21 protein-coding genes are annotated in these 21,600 nt (G+C 61.0%); 3 read left to right on the top strand and 18 right to left on the bottom strand.

The features are described from left to right. Positions 1–23: 23 nt before the first annotated feature. The gene (locus tag AC0L4F_RS18145) at positions 24–1,949 is read right to left on the bottom strand and encodes an ABC transporter substrate-binding protein (protein WP_244690816.1); all 1,926 of its coding nucleotides are present in this window, start codon (positions 1,947–1,949) and stop codon (positions 24–26) included. 28 nt (positions 1,950–1,977) lie between these two features. Then, positions 1,978–3,138 carry a mandelate racemase/muconate lactonizing enzyme family protein gene (locus tag AC0L4F_RS18140; protein WP_244690815.1) on the bottom strand — a complete coding sequence of 387 codons (1,161 nt, stop codon included), beginning with the start codon at positions 3,136–3,138 and terminating at the stop codon, positions 1,978–1,980. Between the two features lie 610 nt (positions 3,139–3,748). Between AC0L4F_RS18140 and AC0L4F_RS18135 the strand changes: the two genes are divergently transcribed. Together AC0L4F_RS18135 and AC0L4F_RS18130 are read left to right on the top strand one after the other, a co-directional pair. Beyond that, entirely contained in the window at positions 3,749–4,294 is a 546-nt protein-coding gene (locus AC0L4F_RS18135; protein WP_280520659.1) for a sulfatase-like hydrolase/transferase, read from the top strand. Continuing rightward, positions 4,291–5,175, top strand: a complete 885-nt coding sequence (locus AC0L4F_RS18130) for a sulfatase-like hydrolase/transferase (protein WP_348524128.1) — start codon at positions 4,291–4,293, stop codon at positions 5,173–5,175. Before AC0L4F_RS18135 ends, AC0L4F_RS18130 begins: the two co-directional genes overlap by 4 nt. Before the next feature lie 67 nt (positions 5,176–5,242). On the opposite strand, the gene AC0L4F_RS18125 is transcribed toward AC0L4F_RS18130, so the two are convergent. The 16 genes from AC0L4F_RS18125 to AC0L4F_RS18050 form a co-directional block, all read right to left on the bottom strand. Continuing rightward, on the bottom strand, positions 5,243–6,082 hold the full coding sequence (locus tag AC0L4F_RS18125) for an amidohydrolase family protein (protein ID WP_244690814.1): 840 nt from the start codon (positions 6,080–6,082) through the stop codon (positions 5,243–5,245). A 1-nt stretch (position 6,083) separates the two neighbouring features. Next, a complete protein-coding gene (locus AC0L4F_RS18120) occupies positions 6,084–7,022 on the bottom strand; it encodes an aldo/keto reductase (RefSeq protein ID WP_244690813.1) in 939 nt (312 codons plus the stop codon). Then, on the bottom strand, positions 7,019–8,110 hold the full coding sequence (locus tag AC0L4F_RS18115; protein ID WP_244690812.1) for an ABC transporter ATP-binding protein: 1,092 nt from the start codon (positions 8,108–8,110) through the stop codon (positions 7,019–7,021). The genes AC0L4F_RS18120 and AC0L4F_RS18115 overlap by 4 nt, the downstream gene beginning before the upstream one ends. Before the next feature lie 14 nt (positions 8,111–8,124). After that, positions 8,125–9,027, bottom strand: coding sequence for a carbohydrate ABC transporter permease (locus tag AC0L4F_RS18110; protein ID WP_244690811.1), 903 nt, complete (start codon positions 9,025–9,027; stop codon positions 8,125–8,127). A 43-nt stretch (positions 9,028–9,070) separates the two neighbouring features. After that, positions 9,071–10,315: an ABC transporter substrate-binding protein gene (locus AC0L4F_RS18105; protein WP_244690810.1), complete on the bottom strand. Its 1,245-nt coding sequence runs from the start codon at positions 10,313–10,315 to the stop codon at positions 9,071–9,073. A 56-nt stretch (positions 10,316–10,371) separates the two neighbouring features. Further along, positions 10,372–11,241 (bottom strand): carbohydrate ABC transporter permease, encoded by an 870-nt coding sequence (locus tag AC0L4F_RS18100; protein WP_244690809.1) that lies wholly within the window; start codon positions 11,239–11,241, stop codon positions 10,372–10,374. Beyond that, positions 11,241–12,341, bottom strand: coding sequence for an enolase C-terminal domain-like protein (locus AC0L4F_RS18095; protein WP_244690808.1), 1,101 nt, complete (start codon positions 12,339–12,341; stop codon positions 11,241–11,243). The genes AC0L4F_RS18100 and AC0L4F_RS18095 overlap by 1 nt, the downstream gene beginning before the upstream one ends. 12 nt (positions 12,342–12,353) lie before the next feature. After that, the gene (locus tag AC0L4F_RS18090) at positions 12,354–12,797 is read right to left on the bottom strand and encodes an aldehyde dehydrogenase family protein (protein ID WP_280520658.1); all 444 of its coding nucleotides are present in this window, start codon (positions 12,795–12,797) and stop codon (positions 12,354–12,356) included. Positions 12,798–12,804: 7 nt separating this feature from the next. Further along, positions 12,805–13,791, bottom strand: coding sequence for an aldehyde dehydrogenase family protein (locus AC0L4F_RS18085; protein ID WP_280520657.1), 987 nt, complete (start codon positions 13,789–13,791; stop codon positions 12,805–12,807). Then, positions 13,788–14,594, bottom strand: a complete 807-nt coding sequence (locus AC0L4F_RS18080; RefSeq protein ID WP_244690807.1) for an HpcH/HpaI aldolase family protein — start codon at positions 14,592–14,594, stop codon at positions 13,788–13,790. Before AC0L4F_RS18080 ends, AC0L4F_RS18085 begins: the two co-directional genes overlap by 4 nt. Beyond that, the gene (locus AC0L4F_RS18075) at positions 14,591–14,872 is read right to left on the bottom strand and encodes a UxaA family hydrolase (RefSeq protein ID WP_280520656.1); all 282 of its coding nucleotides are present in this window, start codon (positions 14,870–14,872) and stop codon (positions 14,591–14,593) included. Before AC0L4F_RS18075 ends, AC0L4F_RS18080 begins: the two co-directional genes overlap by 4 nt. Beyond that, a complete protein-coding gene (locus AC0L4F_RS18070) occupies positions 14,869–16,032 on the bottom strand; it encodes a UxaA family hydrolase (RefSeq protein WP_244690806.1) in 1,164 nt (387 codons plus the stop codon). The genes AC0L4F_RS18075 and AC0L4F_RS18070 overlap by 4 nt, the downstream gene beginning before the upstream one ends. A gap of 2 nt (positions 16,033–16,034) precedes the next feature. Next, entirely contained in the window at positions 16,035–16,964 is a 930-nt protein-coding gene (locus AC0L4F_RS18065) for an amidohydrolase family protein (RefSeq protein WP_244690805.1), read from the bottom strand. A 23-nt stretch (positions 16,965–16,987) separates the two neighbouring features. After that, positions 16,988–18,472 (bottom strand): tripartite tricarboxylate transporter permease, encoded by a 1,485-nt coding sequence (locus tag AC0L4F_RS18060; RefSeq protein WP_244690804.1) that lies wholly within the window; start codon positions 18,470–18,472, stop codon positions 16,988–16,990. A 13-nt stretch (positions 18,473–18,485) separates the two neighbouring features. After that, positions 18,486–18,989 (bottom strand): hypothetical protein, encoded by a 504-nt coding sequence (locus AC0L4F_RS18055; RefSeq protein WP_244690803.1) that lies wholly within the window; start codon positions 18,987–18,989, stop codon positions 18,486–18,488. Between the two features lie 67 nt (positions 18,990–19,056). Next, positions 19,057–20,004 (bottom strand): Bug family tripartite tricarboxylate transporter substrate binding protein, encoded by a 948-nt coding sequence (locus tag AC0L4F_RS18050; protein WP_244690802.1) that lies wholly within the window; start codon positions 20,002–20,004, stop codon positions 19,057–19,059. Between the two features lie 127 nt (positions 20,005–20,131). On the opposite strand from AC0L4F_RS18050, the gene AC0L4F_RS18045 reads away from it, so the two are divergent. After that, a complete protein-coding gene (locus AC0L4F_RS18045; RefSeq protein ID WP_244690801.1) occupies positions 20,132–21,589 on the top strand; it encodes a sulfatase family protein in 1,458 nt (485 codons plus the stop codon). Positions 21,590–21,600: the final 11 nt, after the last annotated feature.

Here is a 21,600-nt window from a genome sequence, read left to right as displayed (position 1 = left end):
ACCCCGACCACACCAGGAGGAACCTAGTCTAGAGATTTACCACCTTCATAGTACATCTGCGCGGTATAGGGCGCGGGGTACCAAAGCTGACCGGCAATCGGCAGCGGGTCGGGCACATTGCCAACGTTGTTGCGGGCAATGCCAAAGGGCGCTTCGTTCTGGACCAGACCGATGGTGAACAGCTGCGGCATTGCCAGATCAAGCATCTCTTGCATCCGCGCCTTCTGGTCTTCGGGGCTGGTGGCCGAAAGAACCTTGGCATAGGCGTCAAAGACCGCTTTGACCTCTTCTGGCGGCTCTTCGCCCTTGGTGTTGTCGATGCCCCATTCGGCCCAACGCACAGCCCAGTTGACGGTGTTGCCCGGCAGCGGCAGATAGCAGATCGGTGCGGTATACGCATCGGCCTGACCGCCGGCACAGTTCCACATATAGGCGTCATGTTCGTTGGAGCGGACAATTTCCATCAACCGCGAACGGTCTGTGGCGCGCACCTGAATGTCGATGCCGACATCCGCGGCATATTCCGCCACCAGCTGCATCGCATCCGGGAATTGAAGCCCAAAGACATCCGCAACCATGAAGATCAGCTGGAACCGTTCGCCATCGGGACCGATGCGGAAGCCGTCATCGTCTTTTTCCGGCATCACCTTGTCGAGGAATTCGTTCGCCAGATCAGGATCATAGGCGGTGTACTGCTTGGCGTATTCCTCTTTGTACAGACCAGAGGTTTCGCGCGGCGATGTCTGAACCGGAAGCCCGGAACCAAAGTACAGCAGATCAATGATTTCCTGACGGTTGACAGCATGTGACAGCCCGGCGCGGAAGTTGAGATCGTTGATCACCTTGCGCTTGTTGGGATCCTCGTGATTGAGGTTCATCATCAGGATCATCGTGTTGGACGGCAGATCGTTGGTCGAGAAGAAACGATATTTGCCGCGCTCCATGTTGTCGGTCAGCACCGCCTTGAATGCGGGGCGGCCAACGTGGCGGTTCATATAGTCGATTTCGCCATTGAACGCCTTGAGCAGGATGGTTTCGACATCTTCGACCTGATCATAGGTGATGCGGTCGAAATAGGGCAGCTGCTGGCCTTCGCTGTCCACCTTCCAGTAGTAGGGGTTGCGCTCTGCGACAACACGATCGGTCGAGCCATAGGCGTTGGTCAGATGCCAGGCATGCAGCACCGGGCGATCCGGGTTTTGCCAGAACAGCGGCGTGTGCATTGGTCCGGCTTTGAGGTTGAAAAGCTGAACCCAATCGTTGGCGGCAGGTTCGGCATCGACCAGCGCCTGAACATCCGGGTTATACTTTTCGTGGAATTGTTCCAGATAGTGGCGGCCGTATGCGGTGGGATAGTAGCCAAAGCCATAAGCCATCTGCTGGATGAACAGACCGTTGGGCGAGCCGAATTTGAACTCGACGGTGTAATCGTCGATCTTGGTCACCTGAACCGGGCCGTCGGGGCCGACGTAATTGGGGTGTTTGGTGGGCGTCAGATCTTCGTTCAGGAAGATATCATTGTACCAGAACATGATATCGTCCGCATCAAACGGATCGCCATCCGACCATTTCATGCCTTCACGCAGGTGAAAGGTGAATGTGGTCGCGTCTTCGGACACATCCCAGCTTTTGGCGATGTTCGGGCGGACCTCTGTCCATTCCACATCCCAGCGAACCAGATTGTCGCTGCCGATGGTGCGGACCATATTGTGTTGGTCGCCGCCACCCAGGATCGCACGGCGCATGGTGCCGCCATATTCGCCGGGTTTGTCGACCACTTCCAGAACCAGCGGTTCAAGTGGCAGGCGGTCATCGACCGGCGGAAGCGCGCCGCTTTCCACCAGCGGTTTCAGGATCGGCGCTTCCTCGAACGCCATGGCCGGGGCGGCCAGCCCCAGCAATGCCGCAAGCGACACCGCCAGATGGCGTGACTTCATAGTGTGTTTCATGTCTCTCCTCCTCCGTTGATACTGGATTTTACCAGTTGGTGACGGCCCCATCAGGCCGAACCAGATGCGGGGATTCCACGTGGTGTGGATTCTCCGCTGCGCGTAATGCGTCTTCGTCGATTTCGATCCCCAACCCGGGCGCATCGCTGACGATGTAATCCGGGCCTTCCATTTGGGTCTGAACCGGGAAAATGGTGGTGTCGTGGAACCCCAGTGCTTCGACCGGGCTTTGACGGGTTTCTACCCAGCTGAGGTTCGGAACAGCGGCGCACATATGTGCGGTGGCCGCGGTGCAAACCGGGCCCAGCGGGTTATGTGGCATCAAATCAATGTAATGCCGTTCGCTCCAGCCGGCGACCTTCATTGATTCAGTAAACCCGCCGATGTTGCAAATGTCGAGCCGCATGTATTGCGTCAGACCCTGCTCCAGATAGGGCGCGGCCTGCCATTTCGAGGCAAACTCTTCGCCCACGGCAAAGGGAATGTTGGTCATGCCGCGCAGCATTGCATAGGCTTCGGGGGATTCATCGCGGATCGGCTCTTCGAGAAAGTCGAGCGTTCCGGCAGGCAACAGGTTGCAGAAGCTGGCGGTTTCCGCCGGGGACAGCCGGTGGTGGAAATCAATGCCGATGGTCAATTCGTTGCCAAAGGCTTCGCGCATGGCGATCAGATCCCGCACGGTATTGGCAATACATTTGCGGGCCTCGAACACGCCATCGTCACTGTCATAGTATGAGGGCGCGATGCGCACGCAATCCCAACCGGCATCAATCAGAAGCTTGGTTTGCGCCAGCTTTTCCTCGCCTGTTGCGGCGGTTGCGGTGGCAAAGCTGGGCACGCGATCGCGCTGCTTGCCGCCAAGCAATTGATAGACCGGCACGCCCAGACGTTTCCCGAGAATGTCGTAAAGCGCGATATCAATGGCCGACATGGCCGCCGTGATCACGCGCCCACCTTCGAAATACTGGCTGCGATAGATTTCCTGCCAGATGCGGCCAATACGCTGGGAATCCTGACCGACGAGGAAGGTCGCAAGCTGTTTGATCATCGTGGCGACAGTCTGTTCGCGTGATGACAAGCCGGATTCGCCCCAACCCACGATACCGTCTTCCGTCTCGATCCGAACGAGAAGCTGATTGCGTTGCCCGACGCGGATGGAATGGGGGGTGATGGCGGCAATTTTTGTCATGTTACGGTCCATTTGTTCGGGTGGGCCCCTTGGATCCCAGTGTGACCTTGGGTGGGGTTTGTGCGTCGTTTCCTCAACATAGTACATTATTTTAAAAAAAGCATACGCTAAAATTGGAAAATAGAACCATAATTTTGCTTGCGTCGGGGGATTGTCGCGCGGAGGTTTGGGTAACGTTCTGAAAATACGCCACATTTCAGGGCTCTGGCGCGGTGACCCCGTTCCCGGCGTTTTGTTTAATGATATGATGTTTGCGGGGGCTTTCAGATTTGAAACCTGCGCCATGCCGCGCAACCCCCGGCGGGATTGCCGGGTGAAACAGGCGGAAATATGTGGCCGGATCAAACCGACGATTCGCCGGTGGTCCGTTCCTGTGCGGGGGCGCTGGGCCTTGTCTTTCCTCGACGGGTGCTTGCAAAACATATTATGTTTGCCGATAACGGAGCCCATAAAGCAAAGTGAGATTTCGCACCCGGAGCGGAGATGGGGACGTGTTCAAGCCGGACAGTGGCGGCGGTTGGGGCCTGTGGTGGCCTTCGATCCGGGAACCACGGTCTTGCAAACGACGCACCCGCCCCCCCGCGACGTCTTCAACCAGGAAAGTAGCGCAATGACAGCCAGGAACATCATTCTGTTCATCACCGATCAATGGCGTTGGGACACGTTGAACCAGCCGGGGCATCCGTGCAAGCTGCCCAACCTCCAGGCGTTTCGCGCCGAGGCCACCAATCACGTGAACGCCTTTACCTCGGTGCCGCTGTGCACGCCCGCGCGCGGCAGCCTGTTCACCGGCACATGGCCGCATCAAAACGGCACGATGGACAATGTGCAGGGCTCGTCGTTTTATCCACATGGCAAGCTGCACCCGAGCCACAAAACCTATATGGAGCGGTTGCAGGACGCCGGATATGCGGTGTCGTTCATCGGCAAATGGCATCTGGGCGCGGGCACATTGACCGAACGCGGCATCGACGCCCCGCTGAGCGATGGCGGCGCCGAGGCGCTGATCCCGGCCGATGATCTGGAGTTCGCCACCCCGCGCAAGACACCGTTTTACGGCACGATCACCAAAGGCACGCATATGGACGAAAAGCGGGTCATGGCGGGGATCGAACGGCTCGAGTCGCTTGCCGCCGCGACAAGCCATTTTGCCTGATCGTCTCGCTGCCGGGGCCGCATTTCCCGCATCACGTTCCGGCGGATTGGGTGGCGCTGTATGATGACCTGCCCGAAGATTACATGCCCGACAATTTCATCCCGCAGTTCACTGAGACCGGCAAACCCCAGGCCCAGGGCGCGCCTTACTGGCCCTGTCAGGACACCCGGGGGCTGGATCAGGCCGACTGGCGCCGCACCGCGCAGCATTATTTCGGCTTCTGTTCCTTCATCGACGATCTGTTTGGCCAGTTCCGCCGCAAGATGACCGATCTGGGGCTGGACGACAGCACCTCGCTGAGCTTCACCGCTGATCACGGCGAAATGCTGGGCGCGCATGGCTGGTTCGACAAGGGGCCGTTCTTCTACGAAGAGGTGATGCGCATCCCGATGCTGATCCGTGACGCGGGGCAGGCGGCGGCCAAGGTCGACGACGGTTTTGTCAATTTCCGCGATCTTTTCCCGACCATGGTGGCGAGCAGCGCGGGCGCCGGAATTCTGACCGAGGCAGAGACCGCACGCCGGTATGGCGCCACCCGGCAGGACCATGCGACCTATGGCTATGACGCCTATCAGGGCCGCCAGTTCAAGTTCCGCGGCATCCGCGAGGCGCGCTACAAATACGCCTGGAGCCCGCATGACATCGAAGAGCTGTACGACCTCGACACCGATCCGGGCGAACGGACCAACCGCGCCGACGACCCGACCCTGGCCGAGGAAAAAGCCCGGCTGAAAACCCGGCTGTTCGACTGGATGCGCGCCGAAAACGACGCCCTCGCCCATGGCGGTTACCAACTGCCCGTCGGCAGCTACATCGACGGCCGCCCCGCAAACGAACAACACGACCACCAACAACACCTAAACCCAGCGTTGAAACAATGAAAATCACTGAAATCAAAACTTATATGCAGCAGCGGGTCGATGGCGCGCGTTGCAGGCGCGGGGGCGGTCAATAAAGCGTCAGGGCGTTGTCCCGGTAAATCGCGGCGACGTCTTTTTCGGCAACCCCGGCGGTTTGCAGGATATCGTCGAGCAGATCCCGCCAGTGACGCGGCGTGGCAAGCGCGGTGGCGACCGGCCAATTGCTGGCATAAAGCAGCCTTTCGGGGCCGAAGAGATCCAGCAGTGCGGTCACATGGCGGCTGGCCAGTTCGCGGTCCCGGGCAAGATCGCCGGTCAGCGGCAGGCCAGAGAGTTTGACCCGCAGGTTGGGCAAATCGGCCAGCCGCGCCATTGCATCGCGCCATGTGGCAAACCGGGCGGGATCGCCGTCGGGCAGGCCGAAATGCGCCAGAACGCAGATCAGGCGGGGATGGGCGGTGGCCAAGGCGGCGACCGCATCAAACAGGGGTTGCGGGGCCAGAACCTCGACAATGGCGTCGACATCGCGCAGCGCGGCACAGGTTTGTGACGCCGCATCGCTGCGCAAATACCCCTCTGGATCGGGATCAAGCAGCGGGGTGAAGCGCAGGCCGCGAAACGCCGGATGGCGGGCCTGTTCGGCAAGCTGCGCCGCATGGTTCGGATCGCGCAGATCAATCCAGCCAATGACAGAGCGAAACACATCATGCTGACGCCAGAGATCAAGGCAGTGCAGGGCATGTTTCACCGTGGCGGGACCATGCACAAGCACCGCACTCTCTGCGCCGGTGTCGGCCAGTACGGGCACCAGATCCCCGGGCAAAAAGGCCTTGCCGGTCAGCGAGGGAAAGGGTGTTTCGGCGATAAATGTCTCGCCCCGGGTGCGGTCCCAGATATGGACGTGGGTGTCGATGGCACGGGCCGGCATGTCAGCTCTCTCCGGTGGGGTCGGGGATGTTCAGCTCTGCCAATGCGGTCCAGAAACCTGGCGGGACCGGCGCGGCAAGGTCATCAAGGTTGGATTTCATCCCCGCCGGATCGGTCAATCCCAGCACCAGACGTGTGACCGCCGGATGCGCCGCGCTATATTGCAATGCGGCGCGTTTGAGCGGGATGCCCTGGACGTCGCAGACCAGTTTGATCGCGCGCACCCGGGCGCGGATCGCGTCATCCGGGCTTTGGTAATCGAACCGCGTTGTCGGGTCGTCGGGGCCGGTGGCAAGGATGCCAGAGTTGAACGGCGCCGCCAGTTCGACCGCGACCCCGCGCGAAAGGCAGAGCGGAAACAGCGCCTGTGCGGCGGATTGATCAAGCAGGGTGAAGCGCCCGGCCACCATCAACACGTCAAGATCCGCCTCCTGCAACAGGGCCAGATGTGTGGCGGCAAGATTGCTGCCACAGCCAATCGCGCCAATGACGCCCTGAGATTTCAGCTCGGCCAATGCGGGCAGCGCGCCCTGCAATGCGGCCTCGGGCTGGGCGTCGCAATCGTGGACAAAGGCGATGTCAATCCGGTCAACGCCCAACCGGGTCAGGCTGGCTTCGATCGACCGCAATGTTGCGTCGCGGGAATAATCCCGCCAGTCGCCGGGATTGTCCTTTGGGTTGCTGACCGCGGCGGCATAGTCGCGGTAGCGGCCGACCTTGGTGGACAGGACATAGGCGTCCCGCGGATGCCCCCTGAGCAACCGCCCCAACCGTTCCTCTGACAGGCCGCCGCCATAGAGCGGCGCGGTGTCGAAACGGCGCACGCCCAAGCCCCAGGCGGCGGCCATCATGGTGTCGGCCTCGGCATCGGAAATGGGGGCGGCATTTGTCGTCCCCAACAGACCAAAGCCAAGCCCCACCGGTTTGATCGGCGTGGTCATCGGATGCGTTTTTCTGATTTTGGATCAAAGAAATAGGCATGTTTCATGTCAAAGGACATGGGATGCGGCGCGCCTTCGGCCATTGTGACGCGGCCCCCTGTCTTGCCGATCATTTCATGATCCCCGGCGGAAAAATGCACCAGCTTTTCGGTGCCCAATTGTTCGATGAGGTTGATCGGCACGGTGATTGGCGCGCTGTGGGCCGTATCGGCGGTCATGTCTGCGGTCATGTCTGAGGCGGGGCGAATGTCATCCGGGCGGATGCCACAGATCACGCGTTCACCGGCCCGCAGGCCATTGGGGGTGGCACAGGTGATTTCGCTGTCCCCCAGTTTCAGACCATCGGGCGTGACCATGCAATCCACCAGGTTCATCGGCGGGCTGCCCATGAAACCGGCGACAAAGACCGTGTCGGGGTCGTGAAAAATCTCATCCGGCGTGCCCTGTTGTTCGATCCGCCCGTCGCGCATGATGACGATGCGGTCAGCGAGGGTCATTGCCTCGACCTGATCATGGGTGACATAGATGATCGTGTTTTCAAGCCGTTGATGCAAGCGCTTGATTTCGGCCCGCATCTGGCCGCGCAGCTTGGCATCAAGGTTCGACAGCGGTTCGTCAAACAGGAACACCTTTGGATCGCGAACAATGGCCCGGCCCATGGCGACACGCTGGCGTTGGCCACCCGACAAGGCGCCGGGTTTGCGGTCGAGCAGGGGCGTCAGTTCGAGGATTTCCGCAACCTCGCGCACGCGGCGTTCGATTTCGGGTTTCGGCATCCGCGACAATTGCAGCGAAAACGCCATGTTGTTGTACACGGTCTTGGACGGGTAGAGCGCATAGTTCTGGAACACCATCGCGATGCCGCGTTCCTTGGGGCGCAGACCGTTGACCACCCGGTCGCCGATCGACACCTCGCCGCCGGAAATGGTTTCCAGACCGGCGACCATGCGCAGGGTGGTGGATTTGCCACAGCCCGACGGGCCGACGAGCACACAGAATTCACCCGGCTGGATCGAGATGTCGATCCCGTGCAGCGCCTGATGGGCACCGTACATCTTGACGAGATTGCGGATTTCAATACGTGACATGGGGACTCCGGGACTTACAGACGGCGCGCTTCGTTGCGCAGATAAAGCAGCGTGAAGGCCGCCGAGATGATGAGGATGGACACGGCAACCGTGGCTGCCTGGCTGAATTGGAAATCCACAAAGGCAAGGCGGAAGGTCAGCGTTGACAGAACTTCTGTTGCGCGACCGGGGCCACCGCCCGTGGACAGCCAGACCAGCGGAAAGAGTTGGAAGGTCCAGATCAGGTCAAGCAGGGCCACGCCATAGATCACAGGTTTCAGCTGTGGCAGGGTGACATGCCAGAATTTGCTCCAGAATCCGGCGCCGTCGATTTCGGCAGCTTCATAAAGCTCGCGCGGGACGGTTTGCAGCCCCGACAGAAAGCTGACCATGATGAACGGATAGCCGCGCCAGGTCGAGATCAGCAGCAGGGACCACATGGCAAGGTTGGGATCGCCCAGCCAATCCAGCGGTTCCGTGGTCAGCCCCATCCATTGCAGGATATAGTTGATCAGGCCAAAGGGGTTGAGCAGCAATTGCCAGTTCAGCGCAACCACAACAGCGGTGAAAATCCATGGCAGGACCAGCATTGACCGGAAAAAGGTCCGGGCGCGGGGCGCGATATCGGCGTTGACCAGCAACGCCAGACCGATGCCGACAACCATGTGGCCCAGCACCGACCCAACGGTAAAGAGCAGCGTGTTCAATCCCGCGCTCCAATAGCCGGGATCGGTCAGAAGGGTTTGATAGTTGGCGAGGCCGACATAGGTCGGGTTCCGCTCGACGATGACATTGTCGTAGAGCGAATATTCCACCACCTTGTAGAGCGGCACGGAAAGCAGCGCACCAAGGATCACCAACCCTGGCAACAGGAAAAAGTAAGGTGTGCCTTTGGTGGTCATCTGGCGAATGGTTGAGGTCACTTGATCGTCCTTCATGCAAGGAGGACCGGGCGGACAGGCGCCGCCCGGTCCCGGCGTATCATTTGGCCAGTTCGATCCAACGCGCCTGAACGGCGGTCGCGGTCTCTGCCGGGGTTTGGTCGCCCCGCAGCATGGCCTGGATTTCTTCGGTCATGACGGACCAGCTTCCGACGGCCTTGGGGGACTGGCGCATTTCTTCGACCGGGGTGTCGCCGGACAGGATGTCCATCTGTTTGATCAGGGTTTCATCCGCGCCTTCGCGCACCGCATCCAGCGCCTTCAGGTTGCCGGGCAGGGCGTTGGCGGCCTTGGCCGCGCGGGCATTGACCTCTGGTGACAGCAGATAGTTCACAAAGGTCCAGGCGTCTTCCTTGTTGGCGCTGTCGGCCGAGATGCCGATTTCCCAACCATGCACCCGATAGGCGTTTTCGCCGTTCGACGGCACCCGCACCAGCGTGTAGTCCAGTTCAGGATTGCGGCTGGTGATCGAGCTGGAATGCACACCCGGTGAAATCAGGAACCCGGTGCGTCCGGCAATGAATTCCTCAAGATCGACACCGCCGGTGCGCGATGCCGCGCCGGGGGCCATGCCGCCTGCGTCGTTCATGTCTTTGAGGTATTGCAGGGTTTCCACCACTTTGGGGTTGTCGAAATTCGGCGTGGTGCCATCCATGATCCGCCCGCCATTGGCATAGAGCAGGGGCAGGAAGGTCAGGATCGGGCCGTTCGATGGCGGCTGAGAGGAGAAGGGCATGCCGATGCCGGATGTGCCATCCTGCAACGCCGAGATCGCGCTGGTCTGTGCGGACAGTTCCGCCCATGTGGCGGGAGGGGCATCAAAACCGGCTTCGCGCACCAGCCCCATGTTGACATGCATCACAAATGGAAAGGCGTTGAGCGGCACCATCCATGTGTGGCCGTCGATCTTGCCCAGTGGGGCCTCGACCAGATCACCGGTGGCAAAGCTGTTGTCGTCCCGCGCAAGGTAGTCGTCCAGCGGTTCAAGAATGCCGATGTCGAGGAATTCCTTGGTCCATGGCATGTTGAGCCCCAGCACATCGGAACCGACACCAATCGCGCTATCGGTCACGATGCTTTCGCGCACCTTGCCAAAGGGCTGGGTGACAAGCTTGACGGTGATGTCGGGGTGTTTGGCTTCGAAATCGGCCACCAGTTCGTCATAGAAACCATCGGTGTTTTCGGCAGCAAACCATTGCAGCCATTCGATTTCGCCTTGTGCGGCCAGCGGCGTCAGCGCCGTTGCGGCCGCCAGCGCGAATGCGGTCATCCGGGTCTTGATCATTGTTGTTTCCTCCACTTTTGGTTGTCCGGGGCGTGTTGCCCCGGTTTTCGGGTTTCTCACCCTTTGACGCCCCCAGCGGACAGACCGCCGACGACAAATCTTTGAACAAGCATGAACAGGATCAGCACCGGCAAGGAGCCGATCACCGAAAAGGCCATCATCTTATCCCATTTAAGGCCGAATTCGCCGACCATCATCGAAATCCCCACCGGCACGGTGCGCATGTCCATCGACCGGGTCAGTGCCAGGGCAAACAGGAATTCGTTCCAGGCCAGCAGGAAGGTATAAACCGCGGTCGAGATGATGCCCGGCAGTGCCACGGGCAAAAGCACCCGCACCAGAACGCCCAGGGGCGTACAGCCGTCAATGGTGGCGGCCTCGTCGAAATCCTTGGGGATTGTGTCGAGATAGCCGTTCATCATGACGATGGAATAGGGCAGCGCAAAGGTCAGATAGGTCAGGATCAGACCCCAGAGCGTGTCATAAAGCCCAAGAAAGACGATCACGCCGAAATAGGGGATCAGAAGCGTGATGGTCGGCACCATCTGGGTGGTGATCACGAACAATTTGGCCACCCGGTCGCCAAAGAAGCGATAGCGCGAAAAGCCGAATGCCGCGAGCGTGCCAATCACCAGCGACAGCGCAGTGACGGCCAGACCAACAACATAGCTGTTGATCAGAAAGGTGCGGAACTTGGGGTCGGTCAGCACCTTGGCATAGCCGCCCCAGTGAAAGCTGTCCGGCAACAGACGCGGCGGCAGCGAAAAGGTTTCGGTGGTCGGCTTCAGCGATACCGAGATCATCCACAGGATCGGAAAGACCATGATGAAGGTCACAACCGTCAATGCGATATAGATCCCCGCCTGGCGCCAACGGCGCTGGCGGTCCTCGTTTATTGTGCGACCCTGTGTGGCAACATCCGCCATCACATCACCTTTATCGTAGCGTTGTCGATGAAATCCCAATCCAGGTCGATGCCAAGCCCCGGCGTCTGTGGCAGGTGGGCATGGCCGTCGCGCACGTCGATTGGATCTTTTAGACCGATGGCAAACAATTCTTCGGGCACCAGCACCTCGAAAAACTCGTTGTTGCGGATCGCGGCGGCGCAATGCAGGTTCACCAGCTCCAGCGGGTGATAGATCGCGGTGTGGATTTCGCAGTTCATGCCATGGGCTTCGGCCAGATGTGCGGTTTTCATCAAACCGGTGATCCCGCCGGACCAGGATGCATCGCCACGCACAATGTCGATAGCGCGGGTCGCGACCAGTTCGGCCACGCCTGCGGGGTGGTTTTCCGCCGTTTCACCGCCGACAATCGGGATTTTCAACGTGTCGCGCAACGACCGCATCGACCCGTGGCATTCGTCGAACATCGGTTCTTCGAGCCAGTAATAATTCAGCTCTTCCAGCATTTTGCCGAAATGCAGGTTCTGTTGGAAATTGAAGTTGCTGACCGGATCGGACATCAGACGGAAGTCCGGTCCAACCGCTTCGCGGCAGGCGCGGTGGGCCTCAAAGGCAACCTCGATATCTGCCTGCGGGTGCAATTTATAGGCCGCCCAGCCCTTTGCCTGAAGTTCCTTTGCCTCTTGTGCATAGGCCTCGGCAGTGGGCAGGGTTAGCGACGAGCCGTAAATTGGCACGCTGTCACGCACGGCGCCAAGATGTTTGTACAGCGGCAATCCCGCTTTCTGCGCCTGCGCCAGATGGCAGGCAATGTCATAGGGCGCATAGCAATAGGACGGGGTGAAATTCCACGCCCGGTTGAACCGGCGATAGTCATGCCAATGCTGCTCGCGGTAATCGGGGTCACGGCCAAGAAAGAAGGGCCGCAGCAATTCGGCCGAGACCGCGCCCATCGCCAGCGCGCTGCGCCCGGCAAAGCCGAAGGTTTCGACGCTCATGCCTTCGTCGGTGTCAAACCGCATGGCAAGGAATTCAAAATCAATCGGTTTGCCGTCTTTCAGGCTATAGGATTGTTCTGGTTCATGCCGGCAGGCGCGGATTTCGATATTGGTAAATTTCATGGGAAAGCTCCTTCAACCCGCCAGATAAGCGGCGTGTTCGGTCGTATAGAAATCAAGGGTGGAGGGGCCGACAGATCCGGTGCCAAGCCCGGAATCGCGGATGCCGACAAAGGGCATGTTATCGTCGGGTGCGGTTCCGTGGTTGACGTGGATCATGCCGGTTTGCAGCGTGTTCATCGCGCGTTGGGCAAAGTCCAGACGATCGGTAAAGATCGCACTGGTCAGGCCGTAAGAGGTGGCATTGGCACTTTCCAATGCGTCGGCATCGGTGTGGTAACGTGTCAGCGTCAGCACCGGGCCAAAGATTTCATCGCGCACCGCGGGGTTTTCCGGGTCATCGGAGGCCAGCAGCGTTGGTTCGAAAAACAACCCGTCTGGCGATTTCGCGGGCGCGTGCCGCTGACCGCCGGTCAGGACAGTGGCGCCCTCAAGCTCTGCGGCGCGGACAAGATGCATGATCCGGTCAAGCTGGGCCTGTGTGGTGATCGGACCCAGCGTTGTGGCCGGGTCGCGCCCCGGGGGCGGTCAGCGCGTTCATGCGTGTGATCAACCCGTCGCGCACCGCATCATAGATCGCGTCCCGGGCAATCACCCGGCTGATCGCGGTACAGCGTTGGCCCGAACATTGAAACGCCGCGCCGACAATGGCATCAAGAGCGGCGTCAAGGTCGGCCACGTCATCGACGATGGCCGCATTCTTGCCGCCCAGCTCCAGCGACACAGGCACCAGGTTCTGACCCGCGACCGCCCCGATCTTGCGGCCTGTGGCCACCGATCCGGTAAAGGAAATCGCGGCGATATCGGATGCCACCAGCTGTGCGGCGACATCACCGGCACCATTGACAAGGCAGAGCGCCCCGTCAGGCAGAATGCCCTCTGCGGCGCGCACCAGCCGCATGGCGGCGGCGGGGGTGAATTCCGAAGGTTTCAGCACCACGGCATTGCCGGTGGCAAGGGCTGGCACCAGCTTGCGCAATGGCGTCAGCACCGGGAAATTCCAGGGCGTGATGGCCAGAACAACCCCCAGCGGCCGGCGCAGGATTGTATTGGTCCAGCCCGGCGCACGGCCCGGCAGGGTCTGGCCGCCATGCGACCGGGCAAAGCCCAGCATCTGGCGTGCTTCGCGCAGGGATTTGCCGATCTCGGCCTTGGATTCTGCCAGTGGCTTGCCCTGTTCGTCGGTCATTTCCCCGGCGAGGCTGTCGGTCTCGGACTCGATCCGGTTCAACCATTCGACCAGCCGGTCACAGCGCTGGTTGGTGGTCATCGCCGACCAAAGGGCAAAGCCCTGTTGCGCGACGTCCAGGATCTGCGCCAATGCATCCGGCGTGGCGATCCCGTAGCGGGCGACAACGGTGCCCAGGGCCGGATCGCGCGTTGCAAAGCCTTCGGCGCCCGACCAATCTGTCGGCGCGGGCAATACCGGCGGCTGAAGTGTCATGTCGCTCATGCCTTGTCTCCTGCTGCTTTCAAACCTGCGATCATCGCCTGTGTGCCGCCGCGCAGCATGGCCTGATCCGAGCCGGCCGGAACCACCTGTGCCCCGCGTTTGACCAGGGTCTCGACCTCGATGTTCGGGGCGGGCAAGGCGCCAAAGACCTTGCCTGCGGCCAATGTGGACTGAAGCACGCTGTCAAAAGCCGCGCGGAACGGCGGTGCATCGAATTGCCGGAACAGGCCCATGTTGGCGGACAGATCGTTTGGCCCGACAAAGACCCCGTCCAGCCGTTTCAGCGCCAGGATGTCATCGAGGTTGGCCACCGCTTCGGGGGACTCGATCTGGACAAGCACGGTCAAGGCATCGTTGGCATGGGCGAAATAGCTTTCGGCGGAATAGCCCCAGTCGGCGGCCTGGATCGCGCCCACCGCCACGCCGCGGCGTCCCTCGGTCGGGAACAGGGCCGCGTCGAGGATGGATTGCGCCATCGCGGCGGTGTCGACCTGGGGGGCCAAAATACAGTTTGCCCCAAGGTCGAGACACCGTTTGATGCTGCCGGATTCGTGGTCGGGCAGGCGTACCATGACGGCGGTGTCAAAGGCCGCCAGCGCCTGAACCTGTGCTGCCAGCCCGTCAAGCCCGCCGCGCCCGTGTTCCAGATCAATCAACAGGTAATCTAACCCCGCCCCCGCCATCAGGCAGGCGGCCTCGGGCGAGCCGAGGGTCGACCAGGCACCCGATACGGCCTGTCCGTCGGTCAGTTTCTTTTTGAAGATGCGTCCTTTTACCAGGGTCCGCGGCAGAGAGTTGGTCATTCCGTTTCCTTTGACGTCGCATAGGCACTGACGAGGTTGTGCACATGCACATGTGCCCCCGCCGGGATGTCGGTAGAGGCGCGGCCAATCGGCCAGCCGCCCCGGTGAATGGTCGCGCCCGCTGCAATGTCGAGCAGGGCGATCTTGTGAAAGACGGGGATGGCGTCGCGGGCGGTCAGGGCATGGGATGCGGTCTGGACCGTCATGCCCGGCCGGGCGTCGGCCAGCAGATAGGCGACCATGTCGTCGGGGCGGACCATATGGGCTTTGGTGGTCATATTGCGGCTCCGAAACGGCTGATGGATTCTGCGCCTTCGCCGATGATCTCACCCCAGGTGAGCCTGGCCGAGGCCGTGGCGATGATCCCGGCCATCAGATCCGGTGCAAGATCGGCCAGCGTTTGGCCGGTGAACCCGGCAGAGGCGTCAAAGTCGATCTGGCAAGGCAGGTTTCTGGCGGTGCCGGCATTGGCCGTCAGCTTCAGCGTCGGGGCCAGCGCGCTGCAATAGCTGTTGCCAAGCCCGGTGGTGAACAGGATCATCTGCGCGCCTGCGGCGACAAAACCGGTCAGGGATTCCGGTGAATAGCTGGGGGCGTCCATCAGGTGCAGACCGGGCGCAGCGGGCGCCTCGGCATAAGACAGAACCGATTGAATTGGGCGTGATCCGGCCTTGAGCACCGCGCCGCTGGCTTTTTCCTCGATCGTGCTCAGACCCGCCCTGATATTGGCGGCGTTGGGGTTGGTGCCCAAAAGATCCAGGCCCGCCGCATGGGCCATGGCCAGCCGGTTGGAGACCGCATCTGTCAGTGCCGCACCAACCTCTGGTGTGGCGGCGCGCCGGGCCAGTTCATCCTCGGTGCCCAACCATTCGATGCTTTCGCCCAGCACGACGCTGCCGCCCGCATCCACCAGCCAATCGGCGATTTGCCCCAAAAGCGGATTGGCCACCAACCCGGACGAAGGGTCGGACAGGCCACATTCAAAGCCAAGGAACAGGTCAGACATCGGGCAGGGCACCGGCCGCATGGTCGACAGATCGCGCAAGAGCTGCGCGCCGTCACATATCGCCCGTTGGCTTAGTACCTGGGCATCGTGGTTGGTGTCATCCAACCCCAGCGCGGCATAGGGGCGGCCCGATGCTTCGACCACGGCGATCATCTGATCCAGGCGCGTGCGGTCCGCGCTGATCAGCAGGACCGCGCCGCAATTGGGATGTGTCGCCAGCCCGGACAGGGCCGCAGTATGAAAGTCGCCATCGGCGGCAATCATGCCCATGCCATACATCGTCCCGGCAAAGACCGTGCCGGGCAGGGCCGCCGCCACGCGGCGTGCGGCGGCATCGGTCAGCCCGGTGCAATTCAGAACCAACAGATGGTTGCGAATGCCCGGCCGCCCGACAGGCCGGGGATAGCCAAGAAATGTGTCCCTGTCCGACATGATCAGAAGAACGCCCGCTCTGCGGTGGTTTCAAGCAGGTCGGTTTTTTCCGCCTGCGTCAGCCCAAGCCCCTCGTTGACCAGATCAAAGGCCGCTTTCAGATTATGCGGCGCTTCATATTCCAGCACCGGCAGGTCAGAGCCCCACATCAGCCGCTCGGTGCCGAAGGCGTCGATCAGGGTGGCGATCTGGCCTTTCAGGGCGTCATAGGGCGGCAGGTCGAATTTGTTGAAACCGGAAATCTTGACCTGGACATTGGGGTATTTTGCCAGTGCGGTCAGACGGTTCAGCTGTTCGGTATCGCCGGGCATCACGGTGCCCATGTGGTCGATCACCACCATTGTGTCGGGGTGTTTTTCGCTGAGCGCGGCCAGATGCAGCAGCGCGTCGTTGTCCATATTGGCGTTGTTGCGGATCAACGGGCAGATGTTCAGCCCCTCGCGTGCGGCCATGTCATACATCGCGTTCATCACCGGGGCGTCGACCCAATCGGCGGTGCCAAAGCCGCGCACGCGGAAACCTTTGACGCCCTCGGCCTTCTTTTCGACCATCATGTCGGGGCCGTTTGCCTCGGTCTCGCCTACGGCGCCAACCACGGCAAAGGTGCCGGGCGAAGCCTTGGCCGCGTCGGTGAGGTAGGAGCTGTCGAAGCCGTGATACCAGATGTGCTGGATCAGAACGACGCGCCCCACCGCCATTGGGGACAGCGCCGCGAGCAAGCCGTCTGTTGGCACCTCGGCCGGGTTCAGGTCGGCGGCGGTGCGCCCCTCGGCCATCGGATAAGCATCGAGGTCATTCGACCAGGCATGGCAATGGGCATCAATCCCGCCGGTGCCGCCCTGGGCCATCAGACCCCGGGGCATCATGGTGGTGGCCAATGCGGCGGCCCCTGTGGCAAGCGCAGCGCGGCGTGTGAAATTGCTGGGGGTCATTGTCTGTCCTCTTCGTGTGTCAGTTATTGTGTGTGGCGTTTCAGCGATGCGCTGTTCCGCATCCGCATGATCACCGGCAAAACGGCGACCAACACGGCGACGACCAGCATCCCGGCGGCGATGGGATAATCCGCAGGCGAAGGGATTTTGCCGTTCGACAGCATGATCCCGGCGCGCATCTCGGCCTCGGCAATCGGCGCCAGAACAAAGCCGATGACAAAGGGGCCGAGCGGCAGTTTCAGCCGCATCAGGATCGCCCCCAGCACGCCAAAGAACAGCAGCACCCAGACATCGAGAATACGGTTGTTCGCCGCATAGGTGCCGATCACGCAGAAGACCGAGACCGCCGCAAGAATGAGTGCACGTGGAATTTCCACCAGCCGTGCCAGAAAGGGGATGAAGCTGATCATCATCGCGAACATCACGAAATTGGCGATGCCGTAGGTCATGACGATGGAAAAGACGATTTCCGGGTTGTTGACGATCAGCAGCGGCCCAAGCTGAACATTGTGAATGAGCAGCGCCCCGATCAGGATGGCGTCAACGGTCGAGCCGGGAATGCCGAGGCTGATCAACGGGATCAGCGACCCGCCGATCGAGGCATTGTTGGCGCATTCGGTAGAGACAAGCCCCTCTTCCGCGCCTTTGCCGAAACGTTCCGGGGTTTTTGACAGGCTGCGGGTGGCGGAATAGGCGACCATCGCGGCGATATTGCCGCCGATGCCGGGCAGCAGCCCGATCCAGGTGCCCAAAAGCGAAGACCGCAGCATGTTCCATTTGTGCGCGCCAAAGCCGCGCAGCTGGCCGGTCAATTCGCGCAGGCCGACGCGTTTGCTTTCCATCGGGACAATGCCGCCGCCCGCGGATTGGATCACCTGGCTGAGCGCGAATGTCCCGACCAGCACCGGCAAAAGGCTGAGACCGGCGGACAGGGCAGGGATGCCAAAGGTGAAGCGGATATTGCCGCTGGTCGGGTCAATGCCGGGGAGGGAAAACAGCATTCCCAGAAAGCCGGCCATGATGCCCTTGGAAAACGACCGTCCGCCCAGCGACGAGATCAGCACAAGCGCCATCATCACCATGGCGAAGAATTCCCATGGACCAAATCGCAGCGCGATCGAGGCCAGTGGCGGGGCCACGACAAGCAGCAGGACAAAGGAAATCACGCCGCCCACCAGCGAGCTGAGCACACCCAGCGCCAATGCGCGCGCGGCCTTGCCCTGGCGTGCCATGGGAAAGCCGTCGAGCGTGGTGAAAATCGACGAAGGCGTGCCCGGCATGTTGATCAGGATGGCCGAAATCAGCCCGCCGGAAATGCCGCCGACATACATCGAAACCAGCAGCGTCATCGCGTCGGTGTCCTTCATCAGATAGGTCATCGGCAGCGCCAGCGCGATCAGCATTGTGGCGCTGAGACCGGGAATGGCGCCGACCACGATGCCAAGGAAAACACCGAGGAGCATCATCATCAGGGGGAAGGGGGCAAAGAGGGTTGCCCCGGCTGTCATCAGGAAATCCATCTTAGAATACCGCCGGAATGTTGACGAAGAAGATCCGGGTGAAGACCAGTTCCAGCCCCACGCCAAAGGCCAGCCCGCCAAGGCCCAGACCCAGCAGCATCGGGCGCGTCAGGGGCAGGCCGATCACCAATGCGCCGACCCAGAACAGGACGGTGGCAATGATCATGAAGGGCACAACCGCGCTTTGCAGAACCAGAATGAGCGCGAAGAAAAACAGGATATATCCGACAGCGGCGGCGGTGCGGCGCAATGTGTCGGGGTCCGGGTGGCGCAGCGCGGCAAGCGGCGCGCGGTCGGCCATCAACAGACGAAGGGACCGCACCACTTCGAATGCAGCACAAAGAAAGATCACCCCGGCAATCATTTTGGGGACAGCGGCCGACCCCATCGGTTCGAACCGCGGGGCGGGAAGGGTCAGCGCCGCAGCATAAAACGCCGCCGCGATCCCCGCAGCGCCCAGGGCGGCAATCAGGCTGATCAGCCCGTCGTTGCTCTTGTCGTCCATGACAATCCTCTCTCGGGACCGCGCCTTGGGTGGCGCGGCCTTGCATTCGATTGCGATTTTGGGGCGCTTACATGTTGGCCGCTGCGGCCTTTACTTCCTCGTAGGTTGGGCCATAGACCGCCGGCGCTTCGTCCGCTGTCAGGAATTCATTGGTCAGCGCGCGCTGTGCCAACATGGCCTGGAAGCTTTCGGATTCGTAAGCGGTGCGGAACGCGGTTTCGAGGATTTCCAACCGCTCGGGCGGGGTGCCTTTGGGGGCGAATACCCAGTTATAGTTGCTCCAGACCTGATCATATCCCAGCTCCTTGGCGGTGGGCACATCGGGCATGGCGGGGTGACGGTCCGGCGAAAATTGCACCAGCGCGGTGATATCGGGGTTCGGGCTGCCGACATATTCCCCCATCGAGTGGATGGTGACATCCGCATGTCCGCCAAGGATCGCCGCCAGCCGTTTGGCACCGCCACCGGATTGCAAAAGCCGGATGTCCAGCCCGTCGACCTTGGATTTCAGCATTTCGTGCTGGATATGCGGGGCGGAACCCAGTGCGGTGGCCTCGGTCACTTCGCCCGGATGCTCCAGCGCATAGTCAATCAGGTCTTTCAGCGTTTCGTACCCGGAATCGGCGCGGGCGATCAGGATGGAATTCCAGCGCCCGGTCAGGGCCACGGTTTCGATGTCGTCGGGCGTCACCTGTGAGATGCCAAGCGCGTTCGACGTCAGCATGCCGAAGTGCCACATGCCAAGGGTATATCCGTCGGGTTCCGCGGTGGCCACGGCGGTGCCGCCCAGCGATCCACCCGCGCCGGGCATGTTCACCACGACCACGTTGGTGCCGAGTGCGCCGGTTTCCTCAAGCGCGATCTGAAAGGCACGTGCGACGGTGTCGCTGCCGCCACCGGGGCCAAAGGGCACAATGATCTTGATTGGCTGACTCGGATAGTCCTCGGCGCTTGCAACAAGTGGCAATGCGCTTAGGGCTGTGGTGGCCAAGGCGATGAAATTCCTGCGAAACATTGGTGTCCTCCCGGTGGTTTCAAGCTGTGGTCTTTTTAGAGATCCTAACTAAGCTCTCAGAAAAGATTTGACAGAGTCGGGCTGCCGAGTCAATTATCTTTTACGCTTTTTGAAGGAGACCCCCGGCATGTGCGCCGCCAACATCCTGTTCATTTTATCGGATCAACATGCGCACAGCATGGTGGGCGCGCACGGCAATCCGTGGGTCTCGACGCCCAATCTTGACCGGTTGGTGGCGCGCGGGAAGAGCTTTTCCAATTGCTACACGCCCAGCCCGTTGTGCGTGCCGGCGCGGATGTCGCTTTTGACTGGGATGTTGCCGTCACACACCGGGTGTTTCACCAATTCCGATACGCTGGCCAGCGATATCCCGACCTATGCGCATGCGCTTGGCGCGGCGGGCTATCGCACGGTTCAGGTCGGGCGCCTGCATTCCATCGGCCCGGATCAGTTGCGCGGTTTTCAGACCCGGCTGGTCGGTGATCATTCCAGCAATTGGATTGGCGCCAAGGGCCATGACATGGGGCCGCTGGCCGATACAACCCGACCGCATGGCATCAGCCTGGCGCGGTCGGGGCGCGGTCACAGCGTGTATGAAAGTCATGATCGTGACGTGACCGATGCCGCCTTGGCCCAGTTGGACAGGTTGGGTGCGGATGATGACGACCGGCCCTTTTTGTTGCATGTCGGCTATATCCTGCCGCATCAGCCCTATGTCGCCGCGCCGGAACTGGTGGAAAAATACCTGAACATCCTGCCTGCGACGGTGCCATCGGGGGCGGTGCCGGATCATCCCTATTTTGCCTGGTGGCGCGATCACAGCGGCCTTTGTGCGGTCACGGCACAGGACACGCGCCGCGCCCTGGCGGCCTATTACGCGCTTGTCGAGGTGATGGACGCGATGATCGGCGAATTGCTGGACCGGCTGCACCAGACCGGGCTGGATGAAGATACCCTGGTGATCTATGCGTCCGATCACGGCGAGATGATGGGCAACAAAGGCCTGTGGTGGAAGCAATGTTTCTTTGAGGACGCCGCGCGGGTGCCCTTGATCATGTCCCGGCCCGGCCATGTGGCCCCGGGCACAAGCGACCAGATTTGCAGCCTTTGTGACCTGTCCGCGACGATGATTGATCTTGCCGGCGTGCTGGCGCTGCCGTTCAGTGACGGGCACAGTCTTTGCCCGGTGCTTGACGGTGGTGGGCCCGTGCCACGTGATGTCCTGTCGGAATATTACACCGACGGTCTGGCGCGTTGGCCCGGACGCCGGCAGCGGTTTCAACGGATGTTGCGGCGGGATCACTGGAAATACATCCATTTCGACGATGCGCCGCCGATGCTGTTCGATTTGCAGGCCGACCCGCAAGAGGATACCAACCTTGCTGGACAGCCGGAACATGCCGCGCGCGAAGCCGAAATGCACCAAAGCTTGATGCAGGATTGGGATCCGGCGCAGATCGCGGGCTTGATGGATCGGCGCGCAGCGCGCAAAGACCTGTTAAAGACCTGGGCCCGTGCGACCAGCCCACAGGAAAACCACGTCTGGACCTTCGAGGCGGACGACAACATTTTGATCACAACATGAAAGATATTGGA

The organism is Marinovum sp. J2-8 (assembly GCF_055808435.1).
Note: the sequence above shows the minus strand (reverse complement) of the source record. Positions and strands in the feature narration are given on the sequence as shown.